This is a genomic window from Nostoc sp. NZL (assembly GCF_015714705.1).
Classification (GTDB): Bacteria; Cyanobacteriota; Cyanobacteriia; order Cyanobacteriales; family Nostocaceae; genus Nostoc; species Nostoc foliaceum_A.
Map to the genome: position 1 here is coordinate 18,317 of NZ_WBKL01000001.1, position 14,222 is coordinate 32,538.

Below are 14,222 nucleotides of genomic sequence, written 5' to 3' on the forward strand. Positions count from 1 at the left end.
AAATGTGCTTGAAAATCTTGATTTTTTATTTTTAGCACAAATCTTATTAGAGGATGTTTGAAAAGTAGTTAGCTGTATCTTTGCACTTGTTGATCCCCCCTAGCCCCCCTTAAAAAGGGGGGAAATAGAATCAAAGTCCCCCAATTTATCGGGGGATTTAGGCGGATGTAAAACGTTTTGCTACCGACAAGAGGATTTTTCAAACATCCTCTTAGTGGGATAGGTTCCTAAATCAAATCGGACTGCTATATGGGATTTAAATGCGTAAAAGCTTACCTACTGTTCGTGATAGTTCCGGCTAAGCCCCCCATCTACATAAAAGGTTGCGCCTGTGATATAGTCGGCATCAGATGAGGCTAAAAAAGCAACTATCGGTGCGATATCCTCCGGCTTGCCTAAGCGAGCCAAGGGAATGTTCTTCAACAGCGCCCCTAACTTTTCAGGATCGTTTAATAGCTTACTATTGATTGGTGTCTCAATTGCTCCTGGAGCCACATTGTTGATTGTGATTCCCAAAGGCCCAAGTTCAACTGCTAAATTACGCATCATCATCTTCACACCACCCTTACTAGCACAGTAGGAAGTGAAGTGAGGAAACGCTATTTCCTCATGGGTAGAGCTAATGTTGATAATTTTGCCAGTTCGTTTGGTTTCGATCAAGTACTGTACTATCGCTTGAGTAGCAAAAAATGTGCCTTTCAGGTTGAGATTTAGCACCGCATCATAGTCAGCTTCAGTGATGTCCCAGAAATCTGCATTCTTGCCGTCAATACCGGCATTGTTTACTAAAATGTCGAGTTTACCAAAGTATTGAATACCTTCGTTTATCAGCTGGCGGATGTCGCTAATGACACTTAAGTCAGCTTTGACAATTAAACCTTTGCGTCCAGAAGCTTCTACTTTTGATAGAGTTTCTTCAGCCCCTTCGAGATGAGAGCGATAGTCAATCACAACATCTGCACCTTCTTGAGCGAGACGCACAGCAATAGCTTGACCAATTCCGCTGCTGCTGCCAGTTACTAAAGCTACCTTACCTTGAAGTTTATTCATTGACTTTCTCTTGATTTTGATATTTGTTTGACCTGAATCCTTGCATGAAAATAAAGTAAATTCTGTGAATAGGTGTAACGTTAAATCTAGTACTGTTTCTTCAGATGTGGCACTTTAACGTTTTTGAAAATGCAAGGATAATGGGGAACGTGAAAAAGTTTACCTGTTAAAACTTCGCGTTCACCCATAGCTATTAATCGAAATACTCCTACACCAATCAATGCCCCTAATGGTGGCGCAATGCAATAAAGCCACTGGTCTTGCCAGAACCATGAAATTAAAGCAGGCCCCATGCTGCGTGCCGTATTCAAACTAGTACCAGAAATTGGCGCTCCTAACCAAACCATAGTTGCTACAAGAAGCCACACCATTAAAGGTGTCCAGCGTAATAATCGAGTATGGCTTAAGAAAATAAATACACACAGCACTAACAGAAAGGTCATCAAAACCTCAGCCAAAAATACATACCAAAGGGGGTAAATTTTACCAGGCAAGGTGATGCAATTATTCACGCTTAGAGCATACTCACCCCACAATTTTGTTACTAAAAATGTGCCAATAATTGCACCTAAAAATTGACTAATTATGTATCCAATTAGGTCACGCCCATGCATTTTTCCTTGTATCCAAAAAGCCAGTGATACGCAAGGATTGAGATGAGCGCCACTTAGTTTTCCCAATGGGGAAATAGTAAACAGTGCCCCACTTCCAGCAAAGATTAAGCCATTAATCAGTAAACGAGGACTCTCTGGGGGGATGAGCCGCTCCATAGGTAAACCTTTACCAAAATTGAAAGTAATTATACTGAATCCAACCAACAGATTGAATGCAGTTCCAAGGAATTCTGCACCATATTCAGACCAATTAAAACTTTTCCAATTTATGAAGTTATTCATAAGTTTATAAGTTCAAAAATCAAAGTGGACTTAGAGGATGTTTGAAAAGTCTTATTGTTGGTAGCAAAAAGTTTTAGATCCCCCTAAATCCCCCTTCAAAAGGGGGACTTTAAGAAGTTTCCCCCCCCCTTTCTTGAAAGGCAGGGCTGATTCATTCGATCTCTTAGGGATTTTGTCAAGAGTATGAGTCAGAAATTTGCTTGAGTGGGAAAAAGAAAAACTACCACCTCAACCAGCAAATTTAAGTGCGTTCACCATTTTCTTGCCCAATCAGATTTTTTAGTCACCTGTTTTTTTTGCTTGAAACGCTTGTAAATCAGCGCCTTTTAGGGAATGAAACAGCCCTGCTTTTGAAAGGGGGATCAATAGGTGCAAAGATACAGCTAACCACTTTTCAAACAACCTCTTAATAAACCGCCACCAAATTGCTATCAAATTTAATTCAAATGATTAACACAGATAGATTTACAAAACCCAGATGCACAAAGCAATTCCCAATCCCAAATAGTATTAGTAGCCTTAGTGCATCTGGTTTAGAAAATTATCAAAAATTTAGTAAAGCTTCAGCAATATGTTTGCTACATTCTTACCTAGTTTCTCAATAGATTCTTGCTGTTGGGGATCTCTTAAGCTGCCATCGGTGTTGAAGGCTTCATAAGCTTTAGGTACGGCTACCTGAGCGGGAAGTACCAAAACTCCTATATTTTCCAGAATAGACCGCAGTTGAGACAACCCCCGCAAACCACCAAGACCGCCAGGTGAAGCACTCATAATTGCAGCAACCTTATCTACAAAAGCAGTCAATGGAGCTTCATTTGCAGATGGACGGGATGCCCAGTCAATGGCATTCTTCAAAACTGGTGTGAGTGAACTGTTGTATTCAGGCGAAGCAATCAGCAATCCTTGATGAGAAATCAGCAAATCCTTGAGAGTGCGGGCGTTTACAGGTAAACCTTCTTGAGCTTCCAAATCCTCATCAAAAAGAGGTAGTGGTAAATCGCGTAGGTCTAAATAAGTCACTTCTACTTCTGCTGCTTGAGCGCCAGCCGCCGCAATTTTGACCAATTTTTTGTTGTAGGAATCAACGCGGGTGCTGCCAGCAAAGGCCAGGATTTTAGGTGTAGATGTCATAAGTATTAGTTGTAACAGTGTGTTCGCGAATTATACGGTTCTTGCTACGACAAAAGCGATCGCAACAGTTTTGTTTTGTGAGTGCAGATATAGAGCTTTTAGAGAAATAGCCTCTATGATCAAGACTTATTATGCTTGTAAGGTGCTGTGAGAAACAGCTCGTCCATAAATTTCAGTCATGGTTTTCAGGCGATCGCGCAGCTGTTTTGTTAAAGCCGCAGATTCATAACGCCATCCCCAATTACCTACACTTTGGCCAGGTAAATTCATCCGAGCAGAAGTATTCAATCCCAAAATATCTTGTAGAGGAATAATCGCTTGATTAGCTACAGAACTATATGCTAAGCGAATTAAATCCCAGTGGATATCCGCAGAATTGGTACAACCTAAATAGTGAAAAACTGCTTTTGAATCTTGATCTGCTAGTTGATTAAACCAGCTTACTGTTGTGTCATTGTCGTGAGTGCCAGTATAAACCACACAGTTGCGGGGATAATTGAATGGTAAAAACGGATTATCAGCGCCAGAATCAAAAGCAAACTGCAAAATTTTCATCCCAGGAAATTCAAACTGGTCACGCAAAGCTTCTACATCGGGTGTGATTTCTCCCAAATCCTCGGCGATGATTGGTAACTTGCCTAACTTTTGGTTGAGTACTTCAAAGAAAATCTCTCCAGGAGCTTGAATCCACTCACCATTAACAGCCGTTGTTTCCCCTTGTTTTACCGCCCAGTATGCTTGGAAGCCCCGGAAATGGTCAATCCGAATCAAGTCTACATAATCAAGGATGGTTTGGAAACGCTGTACCCACCAATCAAAGTCTTGTTTTTGTAACTGCGCCCAATTATAGACCGGGTTACCCCATAATTGACCAGTGGTACTGAAGTAGTCTGGCGGTGTTCCTGCCATCAATGCAGGTGAACCTGTTTGTTCATCAAGACAAAAGATTTGGGGATGAGACCAAACATCAGCGCTATCGTAAGCCACATAAATTGCAATATCTCCGATGATTTGGATGCCACGTTGATTGGCATAACGCTTTAAGTTTGACCATTGATAGAAAAACTCAAACTGAAGATATTTGTAGTAAGAAATTTCATGGCTTAATCGTTGTTGCCATTGTTGGACTGTATCTGGTTCACGTTTGGCTAAAGCTGGTTCCCAACTATTCCATTTGGCATCCCCATGAACATACTTCAGCGCCATAAATAACGCATAGTCATTTAGCCAGTAAGCCCTAGTTTGACAAAACTGTTCAAATTCCTTGTGCTGAATAGATGAAGCATAGGCTTTAAAGTTCTTAAAGGCTTTTTGCAGCAAAGGCATCTTGGTTTGGATGACCCGCTCAAAATCTACTGTTACAGTGCTATATTCTGGCAGATCGAAAAGGTCTTCTTTAGCTAGCAAACCCTTTTCTACCAGGAGTTCGGGACTAAGTAACAATGGATTTCCTGCCATTGCTGAATAAGATGCATAGGGAGAATTACTATCTCCCGTAGGTCCTAATGGCAATATTTGCCAAAGCCGCTGTCCACTGTCTGCCAAAAAGTCAACAAACCAATAAGCTTCAAATCCCAAGTCACCAATACCAAACCGACTTGGAAAAGAAGTGGGGTGTAATAAAATACCGCTAGATCTAGGAAAAGGCATATCAAGACCCTATGGTTAAGCTAAATCTACGTTGATCAAATATTTCCTGGAACTGGGGAGTGGGGAGGGGACTGGCGACAACACCAAAGACTTCTTACAATTTGTCTCCCCATCTCCCCACCTCCCCACTCCTGTCTTAGGCAGTCTTGATTAACTTCAGCAGTTCACTGGGAGCAAAAACATCGCGGTAGAACGTCAATTGTTCTGTTTTGAGATAGCATCCGCCTCGATGGCCACGTCGAATCCAGGTAACATTTCCCTTGGCGAGTGTTTCGTTGGTTTCATCATCGACACACTTCCATTCAAAGTAGGTAACTTCACCATGAAACATGACAATTGGCCAGCACATGGTCACACCTGGTTGAGCAATTAATGCCCACCAATGCTGTTCGCGCTCTTTTTGTTGTTCTAAGCCTTGATAAGGTCCATCCTGACAGAAATAAACTAAATCATCTCGATATTCACCTGTTAATATATCGCCACGTCCCTGTCTCAATGCCTCACAATGGGTAGGCCACCATTCTTTATTTTCTTGTTCAATTTGTTCTAGAGTGTAATAAGGACTAATTTCTGGCAAAGTTCTTTCTTTCATTGCCACAATTTTTTCAGCATCCTCTATGAGTTTTTTTGCTACATAAGCACTCACAAGTCCTGGTCGAGAATAATCTGCGGCTAAATCTTTGTAGTAGTTAGTTCGTTTATTAATCAATGTGTTGGTTGTGTTGGTGTTTTGGTGACCATTCGACTGGCCATTTGAGTAAGAAATGAGTTTCTGCTCTAACATAAGACTAACTACGTCCTCCTTGAGTTGATTAGTTGCGCCAATATTTGCAATCAATTCTGCTACTGTAGAACTGCGCTGACCTGCTAGAGTCATTTTGCCGTCGTAAACAAAAGTGTAAGCACTTCGTTCGGGAAATGGTAAAAGCCGCTGCACATATTTAGCTTGGTCTTGAACAGCGATCGCATATTCTTTGGAAGCAAAAAATGTTTCCATTTCCAAAGGATTAGCAAAAGCAATTTCAAACGCAGCTTGATACTGTTTTTCTGGGGATTCGTAATGAGAAACTCCAGCCGCATCTGGGCGAGAATTATCTACTTGCTCAAACAAATGTAGGCGGAATTTGAGAACAGAATCACTCTGGATAACAGATGGTGCAAAGCTATTTGTGAGATATCGGCGAAAATCTTCCACACTCACGGCATCAGATTTTTTCACCATAACGTGAAACTTAATTACACCTAATTGACCGTTAGGATCTCCTGTGGGAATGCTATCAAAATAAGTTTGAGAATTACCAAAACTACTGTTGTAACCGATGGCTTTCCTGAATACATTATGCTCATCATCCATGAGGATGGCAGCAGATTTAAACCAGAGATCCCGTTCGGCTGCTGTCTCAAAGGTTAATTCGGCAATACCATTAAATTGATCTTCTTCTGGACAAGTGTATTCAATGCCGTTAATAGTTGGCCATAGACCACCTTCATTTGCAGCTACGTGAAACTGCCAGTATTGATTCTGTCCTGGTAGTCTGGCGCAAACTGGGCCGTGAACGTCTCTCCAATAGTCATCAAAAAGTTCTAGAGAAATTCCTTTACGTTTCCACAAGAGAACATAGAAGGATACTTTACCTTTTTGATCCCTGACTGCATAATCGAATTTTCTACTTGTTGCTAACATTACTGCTTTCCTTTGCTACATCTACTATTTTGGTTGAGATGAAAACTTAATCCTTAAACTTGTTTGATGTTTCAATTTTTCCAGAATAACCTTAATTGATTACATGCATGTGCAACGTTTAAAAACTAAAAGAGTGGCAAGGGAAAAGATTGCAGCCACATAAAAAACACTACTAATTCCAAACATGCCAAAAGCTATTCCCATTAATAGTGGTCCTAAAGTTTGCCCAAATCCTAAAAAGGTTCCATTTATCGACATAATTGCAGCTAGATATTCCTTGGGTGCCATCTCTGCTAAGAGAGTTTGAATACTAGGGAAGCCGATGCCAAGGCCTATGCCAAAAATCATTGTTGAAATTAACAGGAACCAAAGACTGTGAATCAAGGGAATTATTGCTAGAGCGATCGCAAAGAGTACAAATGATGCTCTCACCAAACTTTTTTGTGAGAACTTTTTTGTTAATTTTCCCAATTGCAGTGATGTGAGTGTAATTGTAACAGACATACTTGAGAGAATAATGCCAATCGTAAAAGCAGAGGCATTGAAGGAATTTTTCATCACAATTGGCAAATAGGTTACATAGGCTCCATAGAGGAGCATGAAAGTTGCAACCGTGCTGAAAAAAATTCCAAAAAATTGTCTATTTCTCACACTTCCCCATGCATTTCTCACATACTCAATAAAATTCTGCTTGCTTTTTGGTTCCGGATTTTTGAGTGAAAACAAAACAAGCAGTCCTATAGGTATGGCCAATATGGGAAGCATAAAGGGATAATTCCATCCCATCACCGCAGTTGCTCCGCCAATAGTTGGATAAGTTGCAGTACCTACACTACTGACACTGGCGTTGTAGCCCATAGCAGTGGTGCGTTCTTTACCTGAATATAAATCGCCAATCAGCGTCACATTCAGAGAATTTAAGGAAGCTGCACCCATACCCTCAATGAAACGTAATATTAATAACAGATTAAAATCACGAACAAAGGCACATGCTACTCCGGCAATTCCAAATAACATCAGTGAGGGAACAAGTATTTTTTTTCTGCCTAATCGGTCTGCCAGGACACCGAGAACAGGAGTTAGTAAGATACTAGGGAAGGTGAATACCGTCACCAGTAATCCAACATCTTGAGGTGGTACATTTAATTCTTGGGCTAGCTTTGGAAAAGCCGGAGTCACACTGGAAACTCCTAGTATACCCATCAAAGTAATACCGAAAATAATCAGAAGATTTTGATCAAGATAGACTGGACTACGGTTTTTACCGTGACTGATATGTTCAATTGAATCCATATTTAGGCTTCCTTATTATTAACAATGAAAAGTAAATAAGTGTTGTATTTCTCCCTATAGCTAAATACAAAATTTCATTAATTCGTAGCGAATTCTCTGCGTACCTTTGCGCTTACCTCTGCGCTCTTCTGCGTTTAAATTTCAACCCTAAATTTGCTACGATTTTACGCAAAGTTGTTCACGCAGAGGCGCAGAGTCCCTCCAGAGTAAGAGTTGAGAAGAGTTGATTTTTGAATTTCATATTCAAATTCAGCAACGCCAATTTTGAGGTTAATTTGTGGATATTTCTAATAGTAGGAGCGCAGATTCTAGAAGGAAAAGACAGTCCGCACTGTACCAGTGATAATCGTGCCGTTAATGTTCTGATTACCAGGGTCGATGATTACCTGTACCAATGGCGTAACTCTGATGTTGTCGCTAATTGGTAAGTTATAAAACGCTTCAATATTAGTTTGGGTGGCATTTCCTACTGTATTTTCAATGAACGGTTGACCAGCAGCAATACCAGCTAAACTTCCTGGTAGGAACAAATCCCGGAAAGCGATACCAGCCATCCAGTAGTTGGGGTTAATGTCACCTTGGAATGTGTTGCTATAGTCGCCATAACCATAACGACCAAAGATACCCATTGTTTGTGAGAGTGCTAGTTCAAAGTTGACTCCGAAAGCATTAAAGCGGCTATCTAATACTTCACCGCCAGCGTATTGGAGACGCACAGCAAAAGCTTTGCCCTCAGAGTACTCTAGTTCAATGATGCCTTGGTAAGGATCTGCGAACAAACCACCATCACCACCACGGTTAGGAAATATCAATATAGGAGCTGATGGTCCACCAATAAATCTCTGGCTATCAGAGTTTAAACTAGCTCCATTTGCAGCTACATACACTGCCCGTAGCTTAAATGCGCCTCCTCCCGGATTCCAGTTAATGACTGCACCAGATCCAGCCGGACGGGGGAATAGGATAAAGTTATTGATCAATGCTTGGGTTGAAAAGTCCAGAAAACTTGTATTAGCGTAGGCGTTTTTATCTACAAAGTCTGTAGCAACGATCGCTGCTCCCAGAGTTACACTCAGATCCTTAACAGGGGTGAAAGTGTAGAACAGACGACCGATACCTAACTGGTCGTTCCTACCAGGAACAGAAAAGTCTAGGACACTGCCAAAGTTGGGTTCCAAAAATCCGGCGGCGTTATCATTGGAACCATCGCTGCCTGAAAGTAAGCGGATTTGTAACAGATCGGTGCCGTTAAAACTGGTGTTCAGATTTAGAGAAGCCCGATAGATAAAGGTAGCATTCGGGTTTTCATCGGCAATCACTGCCCCTGTGGGAGCAATGATGCGATCGCCACTAAATCCGCCCATATTCACCGCAAAAATTGCTTGACCAATGAGCTTTGTAGTGGTAGAGAATTGATTAGCTGCCACCTCTGCCGTGCGTGCTTCTAAACTATCCACACGACCTCGCAAGGCGGCGAGTTCTGGTGAAAATTCAGTTTGCAAACGTTGCAAAGTAACTAATTCTTCTTGTGTTACTAAGTCTGCTGTCGCTGTAGCAATCTGCTGATTAACTCGCTCTAAACAAGCATTTAAATTAGCAGCAAATTCATAGCGGGTTAAAGCTTGGTTGCCACGATAAGTGCCATCGGCATAACCGGTGATACAACCATAGCGTTGAATTAAGGACTGCAATGCTTGAAAAGCCCAGTCAGTAGGCTGCACATCTGCAAACTGGGATACAGAGGTGACTGAATCCATTGAGGCAGGCGTGGAAACAGTTTCACCCTGGAGAGTAGCATCTGGGGCTAGTTGGGCTATGAAAGTGGTGGTAGGTGGAATGGTTGTAGCTGTCGTGGTTTTGTCTGTTGTTCCCCAAACGTCAAAGTTTGCAGCAGATACTGCCTCAGGAGTAATTAACCATTCTCGGCTAACAGCAGTAGACTCAGACATTCCAGCTAATGCAGAAGTACTCTGGGCAATTAGTCCCAGGATGCTGAGGCTACTGATCAAGTGGAAATAAATTCTTCTCACCACTGGTAATTTGTAAAATACTTTAACAAATCAATTTCTTTGCCCAAGCGTATGAATCTATACCGCTCCGCCGCCAGCTTGGATGTTTTGTCCTGTGAGCCAGCGTGCTTCTTCACTGACCAAGAACGCAACGACATCGGCTACGTCAGCAGGTTGCCCCAATCTACCCAAGGGAGACATCTTCAGTCCCTTTTCTTTCAATTGGGGATTGCTAGCGAGCATTTCCGTATCCGTAAATCCTGGTGAAACAGCGTTAACTGTAATACCCCGTTCTCCTATTTCCTTAGCAAGTACTTTTGTAAACTGCTCAACTGCTGCTTTACTTCCAGCGTAGATGGAAGCGGTAGGGCTAGGCGAAACAGTGCCACCTGTTGAAATGCTGACGATGCGACCGTTGTCCGCCATCCACCGCGCTGCTTCCTGCAAGGCGAAGAAAGTACCCCGAGTGTTGACCGTAAAGACCGTATCAAATTCTTCCTCCGTCAGTTGCACGAATGGCTTATAAATGGCAAGTCCTGCATTGTTGACTAAGATATCCAAGTGACCGAAGTGATCGATTGTTGCTTGGAACAAGTGGCGGATATCGTTAACTTTGCTGATGTCAGCTTGTAAGGCAAGGGCTTGTCCGCCTCTAGCTTCGATACCTGCGATCACTTCTTTAGCTTTGGCAGAATTGTTAGCATAGTTTACCACAACGGACGCACCGTCTTCAGCTAACCGTTCTGCGATCGCCCGTCCAATACCCCGTGATGCTCCAGTCACAATTGCGACTTTTCCGACAAGTGTTCCCATATTGTTATTCTCCTTGATTTCGCTGATCAGTTTAGCTGAATCTCTATAGATGACTGGAGTTTAGACTAAGCAACAAGAAACTACTTACCAACGCTGAGTTTCAAACAAAGAGGTTTCAGGCATCAGAGTTGGGCAAGTCCTCAAGTAATTAAGTTCGGTTCATCACAGATTCTTAGTTACTCTGGGTTTGAAAAACTGGCTAATTTCTGCTGTTTCTGCTTCTGTTTCAACACTAAAATCGTACCAAATCCCAATACACCCAACCAAGAAGATGGTTCGGGGACAGGAGTCGGGGTACGAAGGAACAGCGTCCTTGCCTGGGTGGTTCCAAGGTTTTGAAAGCTGTAAGGTGTGTCTTCGGGAAGATAAACAAAGGTTCCGGGTTTGGCAACAAAGCTTTGGTTTTCCAACTCGAATGTCAGCTCCCCTGCTAGCACATAGAACGATTCAGCATCCTTAGAGTTGCTCTGTAGCAGTCCACCCTCAGCTTCCGGTTGAACGGAAACATCAAATAGCGAGAACAGACCGCCAGTCTCGTTGCCAGTTGCTAAAGAAGTATACCTGTTACCCCCAAGTAAAAATGACTCACGATTTGGTGCCCCAGGCGGCACTACTACGAAATCTAAAAGTCCATCTGTTGGGGGGAGTGTGGTTCCAGGTGGTATAGGTTGTAGACCGTAATTCGGGCCTTCTTCGGCAAATCTTCGGAGATCCTCTTCAGTGATGGGAGGTGGCGGAACATTTCTGTCGGTAACTGGTATGCCTAAGTTAATGAATAAATTCTCAAGTCCGGCGGGAGTAGTGAGCGATAGCGTCCTCACCAGCGTTGATGTATTGTTTATAAATGAGTGAGGTCTACCTTTAGGAAGGTAAATGAAGGTTCCGGGGGTCGCAACCATGCTGTTGTTACGGTCTCCCATCTGAACCGTCAACTCTCCCTGTAGAATAAAGAACGACTCAGCTTCACGACCGTGGACGTGTAGATCAGGCCCGCCCCCAGGTGGAACGTCAAAATTGAATAGCGAGAACAGTTGCTTGGTTTCTTTGCCAGTTGCTAAAAAGGTATACAGGTCGCCCGATGCGTAGAATGCCTCACGACCTGGGGCTTCTGGTGGTACAACTAAAACATTCTCTGATTCTTCTTCATGCCCACTATGTTCCTGCCCACCGTGTGCGTATGCAGCTTGTAGCCCTAAACAAAAACCTGAAATCACTGCTCCAGCGACAAGCATTGATAACTTTTTTTTAGTAACCATATACAGGTGACTCTTTAACTAAAAATCTACAGTTTTGACATCCTAACAACGACTCTGTTAACTCACTGTTACCTGCTCAAAACAGCACTGGAAGAATCTTTATTTCTATTGCCATTTGTTTGGGTTGGTTGTTCTTGGGAGTTAGTTTGATAAAAAGGCAAAATATCTGCATAAACTCGCCATTCACTCACTTGGTTGCCTCTCAAGCGGTAAATATCACAACAGGCTATGGTCAAATGTCTTTTATCCTGCACAGTGATGTATTTGGCATCCATTTCTACAACAATAATGCCTGGTTCATTCCAAATTTTTCGGACGCTATGCCCTGTAAATTTGGCGGTATTTGTAAACATAGAAGATAAAAAATTCACCACAGCTTGTTTACCATAAACAGGTTCCGATGAACCAACTTTATAAAAGATGTCATCAGTGAGAAATCGCTTGGCTTGTTCCCAATTTTCATTAAGTACGAAGCTTGACAGTTGTACAACAGCTTCTAACTGTTCCGAAAGTAACTGTTCTGACATAATTACTCCTTTTTTGTCTATTAATTATTTGAAGCTAGCTATTGACGAAACAAAATCAGTTTCTACTTTGCTCGAAACAACTTTGAGGTTTCTGTCTGTCGCTGTCTGCGCTTTAACAGCGCAGCACTACTGAAAGCGCCAAAGGCGAGTATGCTCAATGTAGAACTCGGTTCAGGAATATTAACCTTCCGAATAAGCATTGGCGTAGGCGATCTGTCCGCCTATGTCGTGCCCGACGAGAGAGATATCATCAAAACCGAGATGCTGGACGATCTGGTAGATGTCTTCAGCCATTTGGCTATCTAGCTTTGTTTCACTACTGCTAAGTTAAGGTTGCACTGACAAAGGATGAACTGAACCATGTTTTTCAAGATGGGGCGTGGACACTTAGAGGCTTGCCCTTTGGCATTGCTGGGTTAAAAATCGAGGTTGTAAACACGATTTTTAACGATATTTTAAGCATGATTACTTATTGACAAGTTGTTGCTGACCTGAAAATGTCGCCCTTTCAGCCTCACAGGGTGTTCCACGGAGACATATCTGCATAAACCCGCCATTCACTCACCTGGTTTCCTCTCAGGCGATAGATGTCGCAGCAGGCAATAGTAACATGCTTTTTACTTCCAACTAACTGGTATTTGGCATCCATTTCTATGGTGATGATGTCTGGCTCTTGCCAAACTTTCCGGACCTCATGACCATAAAACACCGCAGTATTGTTAAATACTTGCTTAAAGAAATTTACAACAGCTTGAGGCCCATAAACAGGTTCACCTGAACCTACTTTGTAAAAGATGTCAGGAGTTAAGTAAGTTTTGACCTTTTCCCAATCTTGATTCATTACGGACTGAGCTAATTCACCCACAGCCTTTAACTGTTCTGATGATTTGTCATTAGCTTTATTTTCATAATCAATTTGCCATTTAGGCCCAGCGATTGACCATTTGGGGACAAATCCATTTTTGACTCTTTCTTTTCCTTCGGGATGTTCTGCGAAGTGCTTCCTCATTGTTCCAGGAGGTAATAATTGCTTTCCTTCTTTTGCAGTCAACACAGAAGCAGATTGAGGAACAGGAAGGGTAGGATCAAATACAGGATTCACATCCATGAAAATCCGCAGTTCACTGAACTTATCTCCTTCGACGCGGAAAATATCTGTGCAAGGAAGAGAAATCAGCGAGCCATCTTTGCGCCAGTAGAGAACATCCATTTCTACAAAGACCAAATCTCCTAGTTCCCATATCACCTTGATTTCGTGATACACCGCCGAGATTTGATTGAAGAAGTTGTCCGCCGATTTTTTAATCGATTCTTTATCTAAACAGACTTCAAAATTGCCGAACTGATATATTGGATTTTCGGTAAAAAAGGTAATGAATCCTTCTGAATCAAAAGCTTCACCTCTAGAAAACAAGCGCTTTACTAAGTCTACATTGGTTCCAGAAATTTTTTCTATTGTCGGGGTTTTATCGTTTGAAGCAGATGCTCCTGCCATTAACTCATCCATCATTGATAGAACGACTTCACCAAAAACCACATGTACTGTACCAAGTGATTTGGCTAATTCTTCTTTAGTAATTTCATAGCCATTTTCAGATGCTATTTTGACGAAGCTTTCGGGAGTATTAGCTGAGTGAAGTTTCTGTTGCAAGCTAGGATTTTCAAACGCAGATGCTAATAAACTAATTACTTTTTGTGACATGATCTAACCTCATTTTGTTTCTATAATTTGTGGAATTCATAGCCAATTTTCGAGAAAAATCTCTTTGGTTAAGCTTTCTATGAGCAGATGGTTGATTGAAACCTACACACCGATCAACTAAAAATATAGGACTCATATTTGATTGTGTGAAAAAACTGCGTACACTCAAACAGCCTTTTTTCCTACTCCCCACTTTGCACTCCGCACTCCC

13 protein-coding genes are annotated in these 14,222 nt (G+C 42.0%); all 13 read right to left on the reverse strand.

What is annotated here, in order from left to right; all coding sequences use genetic code 11:
• Positions 1–276 precede the first annotated feature (276 nt).
• A complete protein-coding gene (locus F8R90_RS00060; protein WP_196508508.1) occupies positions 277–1,050 on the reverse strand; it encodes a glucose 1-dehydrogenase in 774 nt (257 codons plus the stop codon).
• A gap of 86 nt (positions 1,051–1,136) precedes the next feature.
• Positions 1,137–1,946: an MIP/aquaporin family protein gene (locus F8R90_RS00065; RefSeq protein ID WP_196508510.1), complete on the reverse strand. Its 810-nt coding sequence runs from the start codon at positions 1,944–1,946 to the stop codon at positions 1,137–1,139.
• 552 nt (positions 1,947–2,498) lie between these two features.
• Positions 2,499–3,077, reverse strand: coding sequence for an NADPH-dependent FMN reductase (locus F8R90_RS00070; RefSeq protein WP_196508512.1), 579 nt, complete (start codon positions 3,075–3,077; stop codon positions 2,499–2,501).
• Between the two features lie 129 nt (positions 3,078–3,206).
• Entirely contained in the window at positions 3,207–4,727 is a 1,521-nt protein-coding gene (gene malQ, locus F8R90_RS00075) for a 4-alpha-glucanotransferase (RefSeq protein ID WP_196508515.1), read from the reverse strand.
• Positions 4,728–4,863: 136 nt separating this feature from the next.
• Positions 4,864–6,411, reverse strand: a complete 1,548-nt coding sequence (locus F8R90_RS00080; RefSeq protein ID WP_196508517.1) for an EthD domain-containing protein — start codon at positions 6,409–6,411, stop codon at positions 4,864–4,866.
• A 99-nt stretch (positions 6,412–6,510) separates the two neighbouring features.
• Positions 6,511–7,704, reverse strand: coding sequence for an MFS transporter (locus tag F8R90_RS00085; protein ID WP_196508519.1), 1,194 nt, complete (start codon positions 7,702–7,704; stop codon positions 6,511–6,513).
• Between the two features lie 308 nt (positions 7,705–8,012).
• A complete protein-coding gene (locus F8R90_RS00090) occupies positions 8,013–9,737 on the reverse strand; it encodes an iron uptake porin (protein WP_331000576.1) in 1,725 nt (574 codons plus the stop codon).
• 54 nt (positions 9,738–9,791) lie between these two features.
• Entirely contained in the window at positions 9,792–10,526 is a 735-nt protein-coding gene (locus F8R90_RS00095) for an SDR family oxidoreductase (protein ID WP_196508521.1), read from the reverse strand.
• Positions 10,527–10,702: 176 nt separating this feature from the next.
• Entirely contained in the window at positions 10,703–11,782 is a 1,080-nt protein-coding gene (locus tag F8R90_RS00100) for a cupin domain-containing protein (protein ID WP_196508523.1), read from the reverse strand.
• Positions 11,783–11,850: 68 nt separating this feature from the next.
• Entirely contained in the window at positions 11,851–12,309 is a 459-nt protein-coding gene (locus F8R90_RS00105) for a nuclear transport factor 2 family protein (protein WP_196508525.1), read from the reverse strand.
• Between the two features lie 62 nt (positions 12,310–12,371).
• Positions 12,372–12,509 carry a PEP-CTERM sorting domain-containing protein gene (locus F8R90_RS33765; protein WP_196508527.1) on the reverse strand — a complete coding sequence of 46 codons (138 nt, stop codon included), beginning with the start codon at positions 12,507–12,509 and terminating at the stop codon, positions 12,372–12,374.
• Positions 12,490–12,603, reverse strand: coding sequence for an alpha/beta fold hydrolase (locus F8R90_RS00115; protein ID WP_196508529.1), 114 nt, complete (start codon positions 12,601–12,603; stop codon positions 12,490–12,492). Before F8R90_RS00115 ends, F8R90_RS33765 begins: the two co-directional genes overlap by 20 nt.
• Positions 12,604–12,823: 220 nt before the next feature.
• On the reverse strand, positions 12,824–14,011 hold the full coding sequence (locus F8R90_RS00120; RefSeq protein WP_196508531.1) for a Nif11-like leader peptide family RiPP precursor: 1,188 nt from the start codon (positions 14,009–14,011) through the stop codon (positions 12,824–12,826).
• Positions 14,012–14,222: the final 211 nt, after the last annotated feature.